At 71.7% G+C, this 17,880-nt stretch carries 15 protein-coding genes and 1 tRNA gene; 4 read left to right on the forward strand and 12 right to left on the reverse strand.

The features are described 5' to 3' along the window. Window positions 1–385 precede the first annotated feature (385 nt). The 7 genes from pheA to ACIQZN_RS27665 form a co-directional block, all read right to left on the reverse strand. Entirely contained in the window at window positions 386–1,321 is a 936-nt protein-coding gene (gene pheA / locus ACIQZN_RS27635) for a prephenate dehydratase (protein WP_403999236.1), read from the reverse strand. A 59-nt stretch (window positions 1,322–1,380) separates the two neighbouring features. Further along, window positions 1,381–2,667, reverse strand: a complete 1,287-nt coding sequence (gene efeB / locus ACIQZN_RS27640) for an iron uptake transporter deferrochelatase/peroxidase subunit (protein WP_403999239.1) — start codon at window positions 2,665–2,667, stop codon at window positions 1,381–1,383. Between the two features lie 8 nt (window positions 2,668–2,675). Continuing rightward, complete coding sequence (locus tag ACIQZN_RS27645) at window positions 2,676–4,613, reverse strand: copper resistance protein CopC (RefSeq protein ID WP_403999241.1); 1,938 nt, start codon at window positions 4,611–4,613, stop codon at window positions 2,676–2,678. Between the two features lie 14 nt (window positions 4,614–4,627). Beyond that, window positions 4,628–5,077: a copper chaperone PCu(A)C gene (locus tag ACIQZN_RS27650; protein ID WP_403999244.1), complete on the reverse strand. Its 450-nt coding sequence runs from the start codon at window positions 5,075–5,077 to the stop codon at window positions 4,628–4,630. After that, window positions 5,074–5,727 (reverse strand): SCO family protein, encoded by a 654-nt coding sequence (locus ACIQZN_RS27655; RefSeq protein ID WP_403999247.1) that lies wholly within the window; start codon window positions 5,725–5,727, stop codon window positions 5,074–5,076. Before ACIQZN_RS27655 ends, ACIQZN_RS27650 begins: the two co-directional genes overlap by 4 nt. Window positions 5,728–5,797: 70 nt before the next feature. Beyond that, window positions 5,798–6,538, reverse strand: a complete 741-nt coding sequence (locus tag ACIQZN_RS27660; RefSeq protein ID WP_403999250.1) for a YcnI family protein — start codon at window positions 6,536–6,538, stop codon at window positions 5,798–5,800. A gap of 141 nt (window positions 6,539–6,679) precedes the next feature. Beyond that, entirely contained in the window at window positions 6,680–7,495 is an 816-nt protein-coding gene (locus ACIQZN_RS27665; RefSeq protein WP_403999253.1) for a hypothetical protein, read from the reverse strand. A gap of 269 nt (window positions 7,496–7,764) precedes the next feature. Here ACIQZN_RS27665 and ACIQZN_RS27670 point away from each other — a divergent pair, with 269 nt between their 5' ends. Beyond that, window positions 7,765–8,310, forward strand: a complete 546-nt coding sequence (locus tag ACIQZN_RS27670; protein WP_403999255.1) for an ATP-binding protein — start codon at window positions 7,765–7,767, stop codon at window positions 8,308–8,310. A gap of 36 nt (window positions 8,311–8,346) precedes the next feature. On the opposite strand, the gene ACIQZN_RS27675 is transcribed toward ACIQZN_RS27670, so the two are convergent. Together ACIQZN_RS27675 and ACIQZN_RS27680 are read right to left on the reverse strand one after the other, a co-directional pair. Further along, window positions 8,347–9,807, reverse strand: a complete 1,461-nt coding sequence (locus ACIQZN_RS27675) for an aminopeptidase P family protein (protein ID WP_403999258.1) — start codon at window positions 9,805–9,807, stop codon at window positions 8,347–8,349. A 97-nt stretch (window positions 9,808–9,904) separates the two neighbouring features. Continuing rightward, window positions 9,905–11,233 (reverse strand): PP2C family protein-serine/threonine phosphatase, encoded by a 1,329-nt coding sequence (locus ACIQZN_RS27680; RefSeq protein ID WP_403999261.1) that lies wholly within the window; start codon window positions 11,231–11,233, stop codon window positions 9,905–9,907. Between the two features lie 637 nt (window positions 11,234–11,870). Here ACIQZN_RS27680 and ACIQZN_RS27685 point away from each other — a divergent pair. After that, entirely contained in the window at window positions 11,871–12,575 is a 705-nt protein-coding gene (locus ACIQZN_RS27685; protein WP_403999264.1) for a bifunctional DNA primase/polymerase, read from the forward strand. Window positions 12,576–13,183: 608 nt separating this feature from the next. Here ACIQZN_RS27685 and ACIQZN_RS27690 read toward each other — a convergent pair. The 3 genes from ACIQZN_RS27690 to ACIQZN_RS27700 form a co-directional block, all read right to left on the reverse strand. Beyond that, window positions 13,184–14,149: a DUF5926 family protein gene (locus tag ACIQZN_RS27690; protein ID WP_403999267.1), complete on the reverse strand. Its 966-nt coding sequence runs from the start codon at window positions 14,147–14,149 to the stop codon at window positions 13,184–13,186. 131 nt (window positions 14,150–14,280) lie between these two features. Continuing rightward, window positions 14,281–14,820 (reverse strand): ATP-binding protein, encoded by a 540-nt coding sequence (locus tag ACIQZN_RS27695; protein ID WP_403999270.1) that lies wholly within the window; start codon window positions 14,818–14,820, stop codon window positions 14,281–14,283. A gap of 243 nt (window positions 14,821–15,063) precedes the next feature. Continuing rightward, window positions 15,064–15,912 carry a glycerophosphodiester phosphodiesterase family protein gene (locus tag ACIQZN_RS27700; protein ID WP_403999273.1) on the reverse strand — a complete coding sequence of 283 codons (849 nt, stop codon included), beginning with the start codon at window positions 15,910–15,912 and terminating at the stop codon, window positions 15,064–15,066. Between the two features lie 190 nt (window positions 15,913–16,102). On the opposite strand from ACIQZN_RS27700, the gene ACIQZN_RS27705 reads away from it, so the two are divergent. Further along, window positions 16,103–17,677 (forward strand): trypsin-like peptidase domain-containing protein, encoded by a 1,575-nt coding sequence (locus ACIQZN_RS27705; RefSeq protein ID WP_403999275.1) that lies wholly within the window; start codon window positions 16,103–16,105, stop codon window positions 17,675–17,677. 53 nt (window positions 17,678–17,730) lie between these two features. Beyond that, window positions 17,731–17,815 (forward strand) — tRNA-Ser (locus tag ACIQZN_RS27710). The last annotated feature ends 65 nt before the right edge of the window (window positions 17,816–17,880 follow it).

Below are 17,880 nucleotides of genomic sequence, written 5' to 3' on the forward strand. Positions count from 1 at the left end.
GAAGCTTTTCCACAGGAGTGACCGGCCCGTCAAAGTTATCCACAGGCTGTGGGGGAAGTCTGTGGACGTGGAAGAGATCATTCCGAGGGGTTGGTGAAAACGCGTGGATTCAAGGTTCAAACCCGTTTCACGCTCTCGTTCGGGTGGGAATTGCTAGCCCTAAAGAGTTGATCAACGGAATTGGGCTGACACGGGGCGAACAGATGCCCTGTGGATGGGTGTGAGTGGGGTGTGTCGGTTTGTCGACCATGTCGGATTGCGGTGTCGACTTGTCCCCAGGTGCAACCCCTCGCCTGTGGATAACTTTTCCCGACGTGGACAATCCTTTGATCCCACCGGCCCTGTGGACACAAAGCAGCCCTGGGCCGCCCGGCCCAGGGCTCGGTCAGGCCCGCCCGTCCTGGTTGCGTGCCAGCCAGTCGGACGCCTCGGTGAACTCCGCGTCGGACGTGCCCGCCCGCAGCGGGCGTACCTCCTCCGGAGCCACACCGGCCCGCGGATAGGAGCCGAGGAAGCGCACATTCGGGCAGATGCGCTTGAGCCCCATCAGCGCCTCGCCGACCCGGCGGTCGGAGATATGGCCCTCCGCGTCCACCGCGAAGCAGTAGTTGCCGATGCCGGCCCCCGTCGGCCGGGACTGGATCAGCATCAGGTTCACGCCGCGTACCGCGAACTCCTGGAGCAGTTCGAGCAGGGCGCCGGGGTGGTCGTCGCCCAGCCAGATCACCACGGAGGTCTTGTCCGCACCGGTCGGCGCGGAGGGCCGGGCCGGACGCCCCACAAGCACGAAGCGGGTCTGCGCGTTCTCCGCGTCGTGGATCTCGGTCACCAGCGGTTCGAGTCCGTACCGCTCCGCCGCGAACTCCCCCGCGAAGGCGGCGTCGTAGCGGCCCTCCTGCACGAGCCGCGCGCCGTCCGCGTTGGATGCCGCCGACTCCCATACCGCCTGCGGGAGATGGGCGGCCATCCAGTTGCGCACCTGCGGCTGCGCGGCCGGGTGAGCGGTGACCGTCTTGATGTCGGACAGCTTGGTGCCGGGCCGTACCAGCAGCGCGAAGGTGATGGAGAGCAGCACCTCGCGGTAGATCATCAGCGGTTCGCCACTGGTGAGCTGGTCGAGGGTGGTGGTGATGCCGCCCTCGACGGAGTTCTCGATCGGTACGAGTGCCGCGGCGGCCGTTCCGTTGCGCACCGCGTCCAGAGCCGCCGGTACGGAGACCATCGGGACGAGTTCGCGGGTGGCGGCTTCCGGGAGCGTACGGAGGGCCACCTCGGTGAAGGTGCCTTCGGGGCCGAGATAGGCGTAGCGCGTGGCGGACATACCGTCACCCTAATGCGCGGTGGCGGCCCGCAAGGCCCGTGCGGGCGGCCCTCCGAGGCTCAGGACTCCAGAAGCCGCTGCCCCACGTATTCACCGGCCGCCGCCCCGCCCGGCACCGCGAACAGCCCGCTCGCCTCGTGGCGGATGAAGGGGGAGAGCGCGTCCCCCCGGTCCAGCTTGCGCTGCACCGGGACGAAGCCGCGCAGCGGGTCGGCCTGCCAGCAGATGAACAGCAGCCCGGCGTCCGGGGTGCCGTCCGGGGCGATCCCGTCGTGGTACGAGAACGGCCGGCGCAGCATCGCCGCACCGCTGTTGCGCTCGGGCGACGAGATCCGGGCGTGCGCGTTGTCCGGGATCAGCAGCTTGCCGTCCGGGCCCGCCTTGTCGAGGTCCATCGCAGTGGTCTCGGTGCCGCCGCTGAGCGGGGCGCCGTCCGCCTTGCGCCGGCCGATGACCCGTTCCTGACGCTCCACCGGAAGCTTCTCCCAGTCGTCCAGGAGCATCCGGATCCGCCGGACCACCGCGTACGAGCCGCCCGTGAGCCAGTCGTACGCCGGGTCCTGGCCGCCGGGGACGAACACGCGCTTGTCGAAGTCGTCGTCCGTGGGCTTCGGGTTGCCGGTGCCGTCGATCTGGCCCATCAGGTTGCGGGCAGTCATCGGCTTCGCGGTCGCGCCGGGCGTGCGGTTGAAGCCGTTCATCTGCCAGCGCACGGTGGCCGTCGAGGCGGCCTCCTTCTGTACGGCCCGCAGCGCGTGGAAGGCCACGAGCGCGTCATCGGCGCCGATCTGGACCCACAGGTCCCCGTTGGACCGGTCGGCGTCGAGGTGGTCGGAGGAGAACGGCGGCAGCGGGTCGAGCCCCGGCGGGCGGTGCGCGGTGAGGCCCGTGCGTTCGAAGAAGGTGGCGCCGAAGCCGAAGGTGACGGTGAGCGAGGACGGGCCCGCGTCCCGCGCGACCCCGGTGTCGTGGCCGGGGCCGTCCGCCGCGCCCGCGGTGGGTTCGCCGGCCATCAGCCGCTGTGCCACCGCGGACCACCGGCGCATCAGGGCGGCGGCCTGCTTGCGCCCGGCCCCGGGGGCGAGGTCGAAGGCGATCAGATGACCGGATGCCTGAAGCGGAGTGGTGATCCCCGGTTGATGTTTCCCGTGAAACATCACCTCGGTGGAGCCGACCGTGGTCAGCGCTGCCGGTGCCTCGTCACGGGTCGCCGCATAGCCGGTGGCGCCGCCGGCCGCGCCGAGGACCAGCCCGGTCGCCCCGGCGGCGCCCGCGGTGCCGAGCAGCCGCCGCCGGGAGAGGGCAGGGGTGTTGCTGGTGACGCTGTTCTTGCTTTTTCCGCTCACGGTCCTGCTCAGCCGATCTTCACGTTCTTGTCGACCGTCGTCTGGTCGATGTCGGAGGTCCGCACCGTCACCGCGACCTTCCAGTCGCCCGCGATGGGGAGCTGGAGGCCGGTGGCGGTCCAGTGCCCCTCGGTCAGCCGGACCGGGACGGCCGGCAGGGGGCCGATGTCCTTGGACTCCAGGGTGAAGGCGATCTTCACCTCGGGGACGTCCATGGGCTTCTTGGCGGGGTCCTCGATCCACAGGTGGATCACGTTGGCGCCGGTGCGTCCCGGGTCGATGTCCATCCGTACCGTGCCCTTGCCGTTCGCGCCGCCCGTGTCGAAGGGCAGCGCGAGGTTGACGGGGCCGCTGTCCACGGGGCCGGCCGCCGCGGACGAGGAGCGTGCCGCCTCTTCCTGCGTACGGCCCGGCTCGGTCGACGTAAGGACGGTGGTGACCGCGAGCAGGGCCACGGCGACGCCGACCTCGGCGAGTACGGAGCGGCGCAGCCCCGACCGGCCGGGGTCGGCGTCGCGTATCCGCTTCTTCTCGGCGGTGGCCACGGCGGCCCGCTGCCGGGCGAGCTGGGCGGCCCGGGCCGGGTCCTCGGCGGTCTCCGGCTCGGCCTCGGGCTCGGGTTCGGCCTCGGGCTCCTCGTCGGCTTCGGCCGTCACCGCGGCCGGGGCGTCGCCCTCCGCGAGCTTCCCCGTCCACCGGCGCGACATCGACGCGATCCCCACCAGGACGGCGACGAGCCCCACCTTGACCAGCAGCAGCTGCCCGTAACCCGTACCGGTCAGCGCCGACCACGTGCCGACCTGCCGCCACGACTGGTAGACCCCCGTCGCGACGAGGACGACCACGCTGACGAAGGCGATCGTGGAGAAGCGGCGTACGGCCGCCGAGGTCAGGTCGGGCGTGCGGTAAAGCGCGGTCAGCAGCGCCACGAGCCCGCCCAGCCAGGCGGCGACGGCCAGCAGGTGGAGCACGTCCACGGGCATGGCGATGCCGGGCTGGATACCGGTCGACGCGTGCTCGGCGAGCGCCCAGGTGCCGGCGATACCGGCGGCGATGACCGCGCCGCCGATGGCGAGTCCGAAGGTGAGGTCCCTCTTCTCGCGCGGGTCCTCGCGCTTGGCGTACGTGCCGAAGAGCACCGCCACGAACAGCGCGCTGGCGCCGAGCAGCAGGAGTCGCGAGACCAGGGCGGCCCCGGGCTTGGTGTCGAGGACCGCCTTCAGGCCGTCGAGGTCGAGGACGTCGCCGAGCTTCCCGGAGCCGGTGTACGAGCTGCGCAGGAGCAGCATCGCGATCGTCGCCGCGGTGAGCGTCATCCAGCCGCGTACGACGAGACGTTGCAGCGGTCGCGCACCCGCACCGCGCTGCCAGCAGGCCAGGACGAAGGCGGCGCCGCCCGCGAGCACGATGAAGCCGGCGTACGCGGCGTAGCGCGCGATGTCGTAGAGCGTGCCGACGAGTCCGCCGCCGGCCTCGCTGTCGGGGAGGGCGACGCTGGTCTTGGAGGGCGCCCCGATGGAGAAGGTGAAGGCGCCGGAGACCGGGTGGCTGTCGGCGGAGACCGCCTGCCAGGCCACGGTGTACGTGCCGTCGCCGAGGCCGCCGCGCAGGGCGACGCCGTACTTCACGGTGGACCCGCTGTGCAGGTCGCGCGGGGCGGCCTTGGTGTCGGCGCGCTTGCCCGAGGGGTCCAGGACGCGGATGGAGTCCGCGCCGAGGGCGACCTGCTCGGAGAAGGTGAGGGTGACCTGCGTGGGTGCCGTGGCGACCACCGCCCCGTCCTGCGGATCGCTCCCGGTGAGCGCGGCGTGGGCCGACGCGGGGGCCGCGACGGCCAGCAGCAGGCCGAGCACCGCGCCGAGCAGCGCGGTGAGCAGTCCGGCGGCGGCGAACGGCCGGCGCAGGGCGGACGGGGGCGGCCCGAAGGGCGGGGCGGTGGCTGTCATGGCGTGTCAGTCCCTCACTGCTTCTTCGGGTTGTGGGTGGTCTCCTTCACGGGAAGGTCGACCTCGATCGCGCCGGCCTTCTCGAAGTGCAGTTCCACGGACACCTTCTGGCCCTGCTTGGGCTGCTTCTTGAGCTTCATGAACATGATGTGGCTGCCACCACGTTCGAGGTCCAGCTCACCGCCCGCGGGCACGTCGAAGGACGTCACCTTCCGCATGACGTCGTTCTTCGTCTCGTGGATCGTGACGTCGTCCGAGAGCGGGCTGGTGACCGAGGTGAGGCGGTCGTCGCCGGTGCCGCTGTTCTGCACGACGAGGAAGCCGGCCGCCATGTCGTTGACGGGCTGCGGCATGAACCCGCCGACAACCTTGAGCTCAGGCTTGTCCGAGGAGGTCGAGCACCCCGCCAGCGTCAGGCCCGCGGTCACGGCCAGGACGGCGGCGAGGGTGGTGCGGTGGTTCACGGGTTCTCCCCCTTGACGATCTTGGGGAGGTCCTTGGTGTAGTCGTCGGGCGTGGTGTCCTCGCTGTACAGCACGTAGCCCTTGTCGGTCTTCGGGGAGAAGGCGATGACCTGCGAGCCGTGCATCGAGACGACCGTGCCGTCCTTCTCCTTCTTCGGCGCGGAGATGCCGATGCCGATCTGCCGGGCGCCCGCCTGGATGGCCGGGAAGTCTCCGGTGAGTCCGATGAAGGAGGGGTCCTGCGCCTTGAGCCAGCTGCCGAGGGAGGCCGGGGTGTCGCGTTCCGGGTCGGTGGTGACGAAGACGACGCGGAGGTTGTCCTGGTCCGCCTTGGGCAGGGCCTTCTTGGCGATGGCGATGTTGCTCATGATGAGCGGGCAGACGTCGGGGCAGTTGGTGTAGCCGAAGTAGATGAGCGTCGGCTTGCCCTTGGTCTCCTTGCGCAGGTCGTACTTCTTGCCGTGCGTGTCGGTCAGGACGAGGTCCGGCTTGGTGAACGGCTGGTCGAGCACCGTCGCGGCCTGCGTCTTCGTCTGCATCGACACGTCGGACACGGGCTTCTTGCTGTCGTTGTCGCTGCCGCCGCAGGCGGACAGGGTGAGCGCGGCCGCGACGACGAGCGCCGCGGCAGGAAAGATCTTCTTAACCATGGAGCACTGTTCCTGGGGGTTCGGTGGAGCGGGGTGGGGGCCAGGAAGAGCCTGGCCCCCGTGAGGCCTGTCAGGCCGTGCGACGGCGCCCGGCCAGAACACCGAAGCCCACGCCGGCGACGCCGATGACGATGCCGATGATGCCGAGCACCCGGGCCGTGTTGTCCGAGGAGTCGGAGGAGGACGCCGAAGCGGCGGTGGTCTCGCCGCCCTTCTCGGCGGAGCCCGCGGCGGGGTCCGAGGACTTCGAATCCGCACCGGCCGCCCCGTGCGCGTCATCGGTCGCAGCCGTCAGCTTGAGGACGGGCGCGGGGGACTCGGGCTCCTCGGCGCCTTCCTTGGACTCCTCGATCCAGCGCACGACCTCCTTGTTGGAGTACGTCTGGATCGCCTTGAACACCATCTGGTCGGCGTTCTCCGGGAGCTGGCCGACGGAGAGCGGGAACTGCTGGAAGCGGCCGGGCTCGATCTTGCCGCCGGTCCAGGTGACCTTGGAGACGGCCTCGTCGATCGTCTTGCCGTGCATCTCCAGCGGCTTGGCCAGCTTGCTCTTCGTCACCTCGATGTCCCAGCCGGGCACCGGCTGCGGCATGACGGACGCCAGCGGGTGGTCGGTCGGGAAGTTCACTTCGAGCTTGGTCGTCGAGGCGTTGTCACGCTCGTTGGGGACCTTGAAGTTGATGACGGCGTAGCCGCCCTTGGCGGCCTCGCCCTGCGGCTGGACGGAGACGTGGGCGGAGGCCGTACCGGCGAGCAGCAGCACGGTGGACGCGGCGACTCCGCCGACGAGGGCGATGCGGGAAACGTTCATGACAGGGATCACTCCACAGGGCACGAAGGGAAGGTGCTCCGGCGCACGGGTGCGCACCGGCATCGCGACGCCACTTCCGTACGGACCGACTGCGCGCCGAAGCCCGAAGGGGCCGGTGCGCATCGCGTGGAGGGCGTCGCGTCAGGCTGCGAGAGAGAGCGCGGGGGGCGGTCCGCGCCTGATCACCAGGTGCTGCAACGGATCCCCGGTGGCCGGGCGCGGTGCGTCCACGGCGGTACGAGGGCTGCGCGGCCCGGTCGCGGGCTCGCCGGCCAGGCCGCTGCGCAGGGCGGCGACGAGCCGGAACGCGTCCCGCAGCGCCCGGAGCCGGGCCCCGGCCGCGACCTGCTGGGCCCCGTGCGCCGAGAGCCGGGCGAGCCGGAACAGGGCGATCTCGCCCCGCCGCAGCAGCCAGCCGGTGGCCAGGGCGGCCAGCAGATGCCCGAGGAGCATGGGCAGGCTGGGAAGCGTGTGGAGGAGGCCGGCCGGGGTGGCCCCGGCGGGACCGGCAGGGGCGGCGGCCAGATGCTGGTGCGCCTGAGCGGTCACCGCCGCCGGGTCGATGCCCGCGGTGCCGACGATGTGCCGCGCGTCGGCGGCGTTCAGCTGCTGGGGCCCGGCGCCGCAGACGAGGCTCGCCGCGAACCGGATCAGCGCGTCGTCGCCGCCCGCCGCCCCGGGGGCCGTGGTGTGCGTGCCCAGCCCGAACAGGGTGTGCAGAGCGAGCTGTCCGCCGGCCAGGGCCGCGGCGATGGAGGGCAGTGAGCGTTCGCGTCCGGCGAGGGGGACGGCCACCGCGAGGACGCCGAGGAAACCGGCGAGCAGCGTCCACCAGGGGACGGTCGCACAGGCGGCCAGCGCATGACCGGCCGCGGACAACGCGACGCAGACCGCGGCGAACACCGCGGCCCTCAGTAGCCGCAGACCGGCTCCGGCGCGTCCCACAGACACAGACATGGCGGGCCCATCATCGCACCCGGCACCCCGCCCCCGTACGGCAGGTCCGGAAGGTCGTCTTCCGGACGGAATGGGTGTGAGCAGGGCCGTTCGCGCGGATTCCGGCGGCCCCCGGGCCGGGCGTAACAGGCGTGTGGGACCGGGATACACCGGTGTGGCCGCATCCGGCTATCCGCCGAATGGGCGGCATCACAGCACGCGTGTGCTTACGACCGCCCCGGTGCGGCAATACGTAGCGGTATGTCTAGCCGCAACCAGGAGGCCGGAGCATGAGCATCTGGTGGTCACTCCATTTGCGGCGCGACGCTGCGAGCGTCCCGCTCGCCCGTCGGTTCCTGCTCGGCACGATGGAATCCGCGGGCGTGGACCCGGACATCTCCTTCGACCTGTCTCTCGCGCTCAGCGAAGCCTGTGCCAACGCGGTCGAGCACGGCGGGGAGTACGACGCCACCTCCGACGGCTCCGGAAGGGACCGGGACGGCTGGGAGGATCCGTCGGCCACGGCCAGTGGCCAGTACCGGGTCACCGCATATCTGGACGGCGAGAAGTGCCGCATCGAAGTCGCCGATTCGGGGCCCGGCTTTCCCACCCGGGGCGGGCCCCACACGTCGGAGCGGCAGCCCGGGAGCGGACGGCCGGACCCGCAGTGCGCGTCGCATCCGCCCCTCACCGCCGAGGAGGGGCGCGGCCTGTGCCTGATCGAACAGCTCGCCGACCACGTCCACTTCGGCAACCGCCCGGGGTGCGCCGGCGCGGTCGTGAGCTTCGACAAGATCCTGAAATGGCGGAAGGACGCCCTGCTCATGGTGTCCTGAGCGGGGCGCCCCTCCTTACGTGGCGCAGGCGGCGGATCAGCCCTTGAGCCGGGCCATCCACGCCTCGACCTCGTCGGCCTGCCGGGGCAGCTTGTCCGAGAGGTTCCGGTTGCCGTCCTCGGTGACGAGGATGTCGTCCTCGATCCGGACGCCGATGCCGCGGTACTCCTCGGGCACGGTCAGGTCGTCGGCCTGGAAGTAGAGACCGGGCTCGACGGTGAGGCAGACGCCCGGCTCCAGCGTGCCGTTCACATACGCCTCGGTGCGCGCGGCGGCGCAGTCGTGGACGTCCATGCCGAGCATGTGGCCGGTGCCGTGCAGGGTCCAGCGGCGCTGGAGGCCCAGCTCCAGGACCTTCTCCACCGACAGGTCGCCGAGCAGGCCCCACTCGACGAGCTTCTCGGTGAGCACCCGCTGTGCGGCGTCGTGGAAGTCGCGGAAGTCGGCGCCCGGCTTGACCGCGGCGATACCCGCCTCCTGCGCCTCGTACACCGCGTCGTAGATCTTGCGCTGGAGCGGTGTGAACGTGCCGCTGATGGGAAGGGTGCGGGTCACGTCGGCCGTGTAGAGGTCGTTGGTCTCCACCCCGGCGTCCAGCAGCAGCAGCTCGCCCGAGCGGACGGCGCCGTCGTTGCGCACCCAGTGCAGGGTGGTGGCGTGCGGTCCGGCGGCGCAGATCGAGCCGTACCCGATGTCGTTGCCCTCGATGCGGGCGCGGAGGAAGAAGGTTCCCTCGATGTAGCGCTCGCTGGTGGCCTCGGCCTTGTCGAGGACCTTCACGACGTCCTCGAAGCCGCGCGCGGTGATGTCGCACGCCTTGGTCAGCTCGGCGATCTCGAAGGCGTCCTTCACCAGACGCGCCTCGGAGAGGTAGACCCGCAGCTCCTCGTCGCGCTCGGCGGTGACCTTGTCGGTGAGGGCGGCCTCGATGCCGGCGTCGTGGCCGCGGACGTTGCGGACGGGGCCGGTGGCCTCGGCCAGCGCGGCGGGCAGCTCGCGCACGTCCTTGGCGGGGATGCCCAGCAGCTGCTCGGCCTCGGTGAGGGAGTGGCGGCGGCCGACCCACAGCTCGCCCTGGCCGTCGAGCCAGAACTCGCCGTTCTCCCGGTTCGAGCGGGGCAGCAGGTAGAGGGTCGCCTCGTGGCCGTCGCCCGTCGGCTCCAGGACGAGGACGCCGTCCTGCGTCTGGTCGCCGGTGAGGTACGCGTACTCGGTGGAGGCGCGGAAGGCGTACTCGGTGTCATTGGAACGGGTCTTCAGCCGGCCGGCGGGAATGACCAGCCGCTCGCCGGGGAAGCGCGCGGACAGCGCGGCGCGGCGGTCGGCGGTGTGACCGGCCTGGGCGATCGGCTCCAGGCCGTGCAGCTCGGTGTCGGCCCAGCCGGACTGCATGCTGGCGGCGAGCTCGTCGGACACGCCCGGGTACAGGCCGTTCTTCCGCTGCTTGACCGGCTCTGTCTCTTCGGTCTCCGGGGTCTCCGGGAACTCCTCAGACACGACTGTTCTCCTTGATACGACACTGGACCTCCTCCATCGTACGGGCGTACGGAAGGGGGCCCAGGGCCGGAAGACCTCTTACACAGGAAGGTCCCGCTCAGTCGAAGCGGGCCGCGAGTACGACTACGTCCTCGGCGAGGTCCGCCTGCCCGGCCCCGTCCGGCAGCACGGTGCGCACCACGTGGTCGGCCACCGCGGCGGCGTCCCCGCGCAGCGCCCTCGGGACGCTCGCCGCCGCCGAGTGGAGGCGCGCGTACGCCCGGTCCATCGAGTCGCCGGTCCGGCGCAGGAGCCCGTCGGTGTACAGCAGAACCGTCTCGCCGGGTGCGGGCGTGATCTCCACGCTGGGCGCCTCCCAACAGGACAGCATGCCCAGCGGGGCGGAGAGCGTGGTCTCCACGTACGAGGTGCGGCGCTCGCCGATGATCAGGGGCGGGGTGTGTCCGGCCCCGGCGAGCAGCATCCTGCGGCGGGCCGGTTCGCAGTACGCGAAGAGGGCGGTCGCGGAACGGGCCGGCTCGGTCAGCCGGAGCAGCAGTTCGAGGTCGGAGAGCACGGCGACGGGGTCCTCGCCCTCCATCACCGCGTACGCGCGCAGTCCGGCGCGCAGCCGCCCCGTGGCGGCCAGCGCGCTGGGGCCCGAGCCGCCGACCGATCCGACCGCGAGACCGAGGCCGCCCTCCGGCAGGGCGAGCGCGTCGTACCAGTCGCCGCCGCCCTGCGGGGCCGCTTCGTGGCGCACGGCGAGCTGGACGCCGGGGATGCGGGGCAGCCGGGTGGGCAGCAGCTCCTCGGTCACGGTGGCGACGTCCGTCCTGGCCCGTTCCAGTTCCAGCAGGCGGGCCAGGTGCTCGGAGGCGTATCCGGCGTACAGGCCGACGAGGTGGCGCTGGCGTTCCAGGGGTTCCGCGGGTTCGTCGTAGAGCCAGACGGCGGCGCCGAGCCGTCCGGTCGTCGTGGTGGCGAGGGGCAGGGCGTAGCTGGCGGCGTAGCCGAGGCGGGCGGCGACCTCGCGTCTGCGGGGGTCCAGACCGGTGTCGCCGAGCAGATCGGGCGTGGTCAGCGGGCCGTCCGGGTTGGGCAGGCCCTCCAGGACGCGTCCGTACGAGGTGGCGCTGCGCGGCACGGTCTCGATCTGGCCCAGTTCGGCGTGGGCCAGCCCTAGCCCGATGGTGCTGACGGGGCCGCGCCGGTCGGACGGTTCGAAGGCGACCAGGCCCCGGCGGGCGCCGACCAGGGCGGCTCCGGCGTCGAGGAACTCGTGCAGTGCGTCGTCCAGGGTGCTGGTTCCGGCCAGGCGCTCGGTGAGCTCGTGGAGCGTGGTGAGGTCGGAGACCCAGCCGGCGAGCCGGTCCTGGATGAAGGCGCCGGGTGCGGCGGGCAGTGCCTCGATCGGCCCGGAAGTCTCATCCGAAACCGGAACCATGGGATCGATTCCAGCCACTTTTGGCAGGTGCGGAGCGCTCATGGTCGCCAGCTTTCCGAGCGGTCTGTTCCGTCGAATAGCATCGCAAACCCCCATGTCATTCTGCGCCGCTACCAGTGCATCCACATGTACACGCACAAGTGACGCGATGTCCAGCATTGTCCCCCCGGAAAACCCGGTGTCCACGCCTTAATCAACTTGGCCAAAAAACGCACCTCGCCCTGTGCATTAGCGGTCGACTGGGTCTGCCCAACGGGGGTGCACCTCCAGGTGAAGTCCCAGGGGCGCGTCATTCCGGGCATGCTGGGTACGTAATTCTTTGGATGGCCAGGGGTGGCCCCGCCCGCCCCCGGAACCTGGCAGCCGGTCCGGACGTCCTCTCTTGTGACGGCCGCGCCCCACCCCCGAGTGGCGAGGCCGTACGCACGGACCGCAGGAGCGCCCTGCGCCCCGCACCTCGCCACGATGCCGACCGCAAGCAGCTCGATCCGGCTCAGCACGGCTCACGCTCGGTACCGACGAACGACCCGTACCGCAGGCTCGACGAGCACGTACACCCAGAAGATCCGCAGGCATGGTGTGACCACGCACGATGCGAGGCGGACCCTCGGCGTTCAACGGAAAGGAACGAGCGCTCATGCGCGAGATCCTCGGAAGGCGACGCAGGCCCGGCCGCAGGGGCGGCTCCGCCCGGCTCGACGCGGCCCTGACCTGCGCCACGGAGTGGCAGTGGCCCGTGCTCCCCGGAGCGGGGCTGCGCGGGGACGGTGACCGCGGCCGTCGCTGCGCGTGCCCCGATCCCGAGTGCGCGGTGCCCGGCGCGCACCCCTTCGACCCCGGACTGCTCGCCGCGACCACCGATGCCCGGATGGTGCGCTGGTGGTGGACGAACCGGCCGACCGTGCCGGTGCTGCTCGCCACGGGCGGCCGGGCGCCGTGCGCCCTGAGCCTGCCGGCGGCGGCCGGTGCCCGCGCGCTGGCCGCGCTCGACGGGGCGGGCCTGCGCCTGGGCCCCGTGGTGGCGACGCCCACCCGGTGGGCGCTGCTGGTCGCCCCGTACACCCTGGAACGGCTTGGGGAGCTGCTGTACGCACAGGACCGGGTGCCCAGCTCGCTGCGGTTCCACGGGGAGGGCGGCTATGTCGTCCTGCCGCCGTCGGAGATCGGCACGGGGCAGGTCCGCTGGGAGCGCGCGCCGGAGCGCGCTCCGGGTTCACGCCCCAAGGGCGCCGCCTCCGCGCCGGCCGTAGCGCCCTGGCTGCCGGACGTCGAGGCCGTGCTGGACGCCCTGGTCGAGGCGAGCACGAGTGCCCCGGACGGCGGTAGCAGACTTACGCACTGAGCGGTTGGGGACAGGGTTGGCCAGATTCTGATGCGTGCGTGTTCTTTCAGGCGGCATTCATTACGGAGTTCTGGCGCTTCCCTGTCCGGTCTCCGGTGAATCCCTTCCGTTCTTCCTCACTCCCTCCCCCTCCCTTCCGTCTTGCTTCACGATTTCCGGGTAAACGGCGGGGTGCCTGTGGCGCATCCGTTTGTCCGGAGGTGTCGGTGATGCCGCGAGAATTCGGGCGTGGCAAAACCCGGAGGGGCGAAGCTTTCTGATGGCGCCTCGGGCGCTGTTCCCGTCCCGGCGCAGGTCCAACCGGCATCTCGGGTCGCAGGGCTGACGCCGGGCCATCGCGCGGAGGGGCTGGGACGGGTGAGGGGTGGGGTGGTCCGGGAGGGGCTCGTACGCGGGCCTGTTCGCCCCGGGTGCGCGGAGCGCGCCGTACCCGGAAATGAGGATGCCCGGTCGCTGGCGACGGGGGATGCACCAGCGACCGGGCTTCTTGAACCGTAACAAGAGATCTGCCGTTCGCAAATTCGATCTCGCGTATTCGGACAGCGATTTACCTGCCAGTACGGCGAGTTGTGACGGGAGTCACCGTCCGGGCCGAGCGGCGGTCACGGTCAGCTGAGCGTCACCTGGCGGTTGGTGAGCCCGCCGCGCGCCCGCCGCTCCTCGGCGGTGAGCGGCGCGTCCGACGCGAGCGCCTTCGCGAGCCGTTCCGCGAAGGCGGCGGCGGGCTTCTCGCAGTCCTCGGCGCCCATCGCGCTCGGGAGGTCCCAGACCGGGACCATCAGCCCGTGCGCCCGGAACGAGCCGACCAGCCGGGTGTCCTCGCCGAGCGAGGACTCGCCCGCGGCGTGCAGCCGGGCGAGCGCGTCGAGGAGCTGCTCCTCGGCGTGCGGCATGACCCAGCGCAGGTGGTTCTTCTCCGGCGTCTCGCACCAGTAGGCGGCGTCCACGCCCGACAGCAGGGCGGTCGGGATCGCCGCCTCGTTCGCACGTTCGAGCGAGGCGGACACCTCGGCCGTGGCGTTCTCCGAGTCCGGCACCCAGAACTCGAAGCCGGAGTGGACGACCGGCTCGAAGGGCGCCTCGTCGTCCAGCAGGTCCTGGAGCCGGGGCCCGTCGGCCGGCACACGGCGGGCGGCCACGGGCGAACCGGGCTCGGCCTCCAGCGCACGGCTCAACGTGTCCGCGAGGTCCCGGCTGAGGTCGCCGGAGGAGGTGTCGTTCTGCAGGGCGAGCAGGACGGAGCCGTCGTCGCGGCGCAGCGAGGGCCACGCCATCGGCAGGACCGTCGCGAGCGTCACCGACGGCACGCCCTCGGGCAGGCCGCCCTTGAGCGTCAGCGCGGCCGTGGCCGCCGGGACCAGCTCGCGCAGCGCGACCCAGTCGCACTCGCCGGCCAGGCCCTCGAACGGACGCTGGACCAGCTCGGTCACCGCCTGGGCCGCGGCGCGGCCGTGACACGCCTTGTAACGGCGGCCCGAACCGCACGGGCAGGGCTCACGAGCCCCGACCACCGGGATCTCGCCGTCCTTGAGCTGCTGCTTCCCGGCCTTGGTCTGAGGGCGCTTCTTCGCCATGGTGGGCTAACTCCCGATTGCGACAGTGCGGTCTGGCCCGCGAGCCTAGCCGCCCCGCCGCGTACCGGGGCACCACCGCCGTGCCCGCCGCTCGGTCCACGTACGCGACCCGCAGGTGCCCGCCCGGGTGTTCAGCCCGCGTCATCGAACGCGTCGTCGAAGGCGCCGCTGAAATCCAGCCCTTCGAGCCCCGGCACGACGGTGGCCTTCGGTGTGCCCGGCAGTCCGGTCATCCCGGCCGGCCGGCCGCTGCCCCGTGCGCCGTGGGAGCCGCGGCCCCCGTCGACCAGCACCCAGACGGTGACCTCGCCCGGTGCGTCGTCCCGTACGCCCCACTCCTGGGCCAGGGCGCTGATGATGTTGAGCCCCCGGCCGCCGCGAGCGGTCACCGAGGGGGTGGCCGGAATCGGCCGGGTCGGGCCGCCGCCGTCCGTCACCTCGACGGTCAGCCCGCCCGTCCTGTCGACACGCCAGGCGGCGCGCACGTCGCCGTCTCCCGTCTCGGTCTGCCAGCCCAGCGGCCTGCCGTGCCGGCAGGCGTTGCTGAGCAGCTCGGAAAGAATCAGCACCGCATCGTCGACGACCGAATCCGACACCCCGTGGCTGCGCAACTGCTCGCGCATCCGGTGCCGCGCCTGGCCCACGCCCGCAGGACCATGGGGAACGGCCATGCTCGACGACGTGGGCACCTCCTGTGCCACCACCAACGCCACCCCCGAGACCTCCTTTGCCCCCACGCCACGGTGTGGATGCCCTCCTGAGCTGTGCCGGAAACCGGCCAAGGGGCTGTCAGTGACGTACTCGTCACGAACAGGCACAGTCCGAGTGCGCCGGTGTACTCCCTGTAGTTGATCTCGTGATGAGCAGATGGGCTGATGCGTTCATACGTATAGGTGCGGCGGGGCGCGCCGCTGTCACGAACGGCCGAGCTGGGCCAGGACCTGCTTGGGCCGGTTGGTGATGATGGCCTCGACACCGAGCCGTACGCAGAGCTCGACGTCCTCCGGCTCGTTGACCGTCCAGACGTGCGCCCGGTGCCCGGCCCGGTGGAGCCGTTCGATGTAGCCGGGATGGCTGCGCACGATCCGGACGCTGGGTCCGGCTACCCGCGCCCCGGCGGGCAGCCGTCCGTCGCGCAGCCGGGGCGACACGAACTGCATCAGGTACACGGTGGGCAGATGGGGCACGGCCGCCCGGACGCGGTGCAGCGAGCGGGCCGAGAAGCTCATGACGCGTACCGGCGAGGGGGTGCCGGCCGGCGGCGGCGCGTCGAGCTCGAAGCGTTTCAGCAGCTGCAGGAGGCGTTCCTCGACCTGTCCCGCCCAGCGGGTCGGGTGCTTGGTCTCGATGGCCAGCTGGAGCGGCCGCCCGGACGCCCGCGTCTCCACGAGGAGTTCCAGCAGCCGTTCCAGGGTGAGTACGGAGGTGAGCTCGCCGGGCACCGGGTCCCAGTCCGGTGACTCCGTGTCGTCGCGGTCCTTCCAGGAGCCGAAGTCGAGGGCGGCGAGGGCGTTGAGCTCCAGGGCGGAGACCGCGCCGCGCCCGTTGGACGTACGGTTCACCCTGCGGTCGTGCACGCAGACGAGGTGGCCGTCGGCAGTGAGGCGTACGTCGCACTCCAGGGCGTCGGCACCGTCCTCGATCGCCTTCCGGTACGCGGCGAGGGTGTGCTCGGGGGCGTCGTCGGACGCGCCCCGGTGGGCGATGACCTGAATGGGATGCTGCATGGGGTCCTGCTGCCGTGCTCGGTTCACCCGGTTCATGGTGTCACCGCGGGAACACGGTCGTGCACACCTTGCGACGCAGGGTCGTTTTGTCCGATGTAAGGGTCGTGCGCAGATGCACAGGTCCTGCTTACAGTGGCCTGACGTGTCGTGGGAAAAGCTGACTGCGGACACGTACACAGCGGATCTCTTGCCGAATGACTGATGTGGAACCGAGGAGTAAAGAGCTGTGAGCACCGAGAACGAGGGCAACGAGGGCAACGCGGCCGAGACCGCCCCGTCCGTACCTCCCGTGCCGGCCGACGCTCCCCAGGCGCACCCCGAGGACGCGCCCCCCGCCGCCTCCCACCCGGACGAGACGGTCACACGGCAGCAGCCGGTCGCGCAGGCGCCGGAGCAGCAGCCCGCGCCCGCCCCGTCCGCGCCGGAGCAGCACCCCGCCCCCGTCCCCTCCGCGCCGGAGAAGCAGCCCGCGCCCGCTGTCCCCTCCGCGCCGGACCCCGCGACCGCGCAGACGGCCGCCTATCCGACGAACCCGCAGTACGCGCCTCCGCCCCCGCCGCAGTCCGCGGCCGACGCGGGCTGGCCCCCGCCGCCGCCCGCCGTCCCGGCGTACGCGCAGGGCGCGCACGGCAGCGGCGGCGGTCCGGTGTGGGGCCCGCCCGGCGGGACGCACACGCCGGAGGCGCCGCGCAAGCGCGGTGCGGGCGGTCTGGTGGCCGCCGTGGTGGTGGCGGCGCTCGTGGCGGGCGGCATCGGCGGTGCCCTCGGCTACTGGGCCGCGGACCGCAACGACGACGCCGGCTCGACCACGGTCTCCGCATCGGCGAACCCGCAGGACCTCAAGCGTGACCCGGGCACGGTCGCCGGGGTCGCCGCGAAGGCGCTGCCGAGCGTCGTGACGATCGAGGCGCAGGGCGGTGACGGCGAGGGCGGCACGGGCACCGGCTTCGTGTACGACAAGGAGGGCCACATCCTCACGAACAACCACGTGGTGGCCTCCGCGGCGGACAGCGGCCAGCTCACGGCGACGTTCTCCAACGGCAAGAAGTACGACGCCGAGGTGGTCGGCCGGGCCCAGGGCTACGACGTCGCCGTGATCAAGCTGAAGAACCCGCCGCAGTCCCTGACCCCGCTGCCGCTGGGCAACTCGGAGCAGGTGGCGGTCGGCGACTCGACGATCGCGATCGGCGCCCCCTTCGGCCTGTCGAACACGGTCACCACGGGCATCATCAGCGCGAAGAACCGCCCGGTCGCCTCCGGTGACGGCAGCGGCGGCAGCAACTCGTACATGAGCGCCCTGCAGACCGACGCCTCGATCAACCCGGGCAACTCCGGCGGCCCGCTGCTCAGCTCGGGCGGCGCGGTCATCGGCATCAACTCGGCGATCCAGTCGAGCGGCAGCTCCGGCCAGAGCCAGGCGGGCTCCATCGGCCTCGGCTTCGCGATCCCGATCAACCAGGCGAAGACCGTCGCCCAGCAGCTCATCAAGACCGGCCAGCCGGTCTACCCGGTCATCGGCGCCACGGTGACGATGGACGAGCAGAGCGGCGGCGCCGTCATCGCGGACCAGGGCACGGGCGGCACGGAGGCGGTCACGAAGGACGGTCCGGCGGCCAAGGCGGGGCTGCGCGCGGGCGACGTCATCACGAAGTTCAACGACACCCCCGTCGACAGCGGCCCCACCCTGATCGGCGAGATCTGGACCCACAAGCCGGGCGACCGGGTCACCCTGACCTACGAGCGCGACGGCAAGACGGCGACCGCCGAAGTCACCCTGGGGGAGCGCAAGGGCGACAGCTGACCGGCTAGGCTGTCCCCGCGCCGGACCGGTCCTCACCGACCGCACCGACGCGGGGTGGGTTGCCCGAGCGGCCTAAGGGAACGGTCTTGAAAACCGTCGTGGCGCGAGTCACCGTGGGTTCAAATCCCACACCCACCGCGGTGAACGGCCCCTGACCGGGCGAATCGGTCGGGGGCCGTTCGTATGGGTGCGGGGCTCCTAGG

Origin of the sequence: Streptomyces sp. NPDC097595 (genome assembly GCF_044761525.1) — a bacterium.
In the GTDB taxonomy this organism is placed as follows: Bacteria; Actinomycetota; Actinomycetes; order Streptomycetales; family Streptomycetaceae; genus Streptomyces; species Streptomyces drozdowiczii_A.

Bases quoted from the DNA above. Each gene is read 5' to 3' on its own strand.
- pheA (WP_403999236.1), bottom strand. From the start codon at position 1,321: ATGTCCGCCACGCGCTACGCCTATCTCGGCCCCGAAGGCACCTTCACC.
- ACIQZN_RS27645 (WP_403999241.1), bottom strand. From the start codon at position 4,613: ATGACAGCCACCGCCCCGCCCTTCGGGCCGCCCCCGTCCGCCCTGCGC.
- ACIQZN_RS27655 (WP_403999247.1), bottom strand. From the start codon at position 5,727: ATGGTTAAGAAGATCTTTCCTGCCGCGGCGCTCGTCGTCGCGGCCGCG.
- ACIQZN_RS27660 (WP_403999250.1), bottom strand. From the start codon at position 6,538: ATGAACGTTTCCCGCATCGCCCTCGTCGGCGGAGTCGCCGCGTCCACC.
- ACIQZN_RS27665 (WP_403999253.1), bottom strand. From the start codon at position 7,495: ATGTCTGTGTCTGTGGGACGCGCCGGAGCCGGTCTGCGGCTACTGAGG.
- ACIQZN_RS27670 (WP_403999255.1), top strand. From the start codon at position 7,765: ATGAGCATCTGGTGGTCACTCCATTTGCGGCGCGACGCTGCGAGCGTC.
- ACIQZN_RS27680 (WP_403999261.1), bottom strand. From the start codon at position 11,233: ATGGTTCCGGTTTCGGATGAGACTTCCGGGCCGATCGAGGCACTGCCC.
- ACIQZN_RS27685 (WP_403999264.1), top strand. From the start codon at position 11,871: ATGCGCGAGATCCTCGGAAGGCGACGCAGGCCCGGCCGCAGGGGCGGC.
- ACIQZN_RS27690 (WP_403999267.1), bottom strand. From the start codon at position 14,149: ATGGCGAAGAAGCGCCCTCAGACCAAGGCCGGGAAGCAGCAGCTCAAG.
- ACIQZN_RS27695 (WP_403999270.1), bottom strand. From the start codon at position 14,820: ATGGCCGTTCCCCATGGTCCTGCGGGCGTGGGCCAGGCGCGGCACCGG.
- ACIQZN_RS27700 (WP_403999273.1), bottom strand. From the start codon at position 15,912: ATGAACCGGGTGAACCGAGCACGGCAGCAGGACCCCATGCAGCATCCC.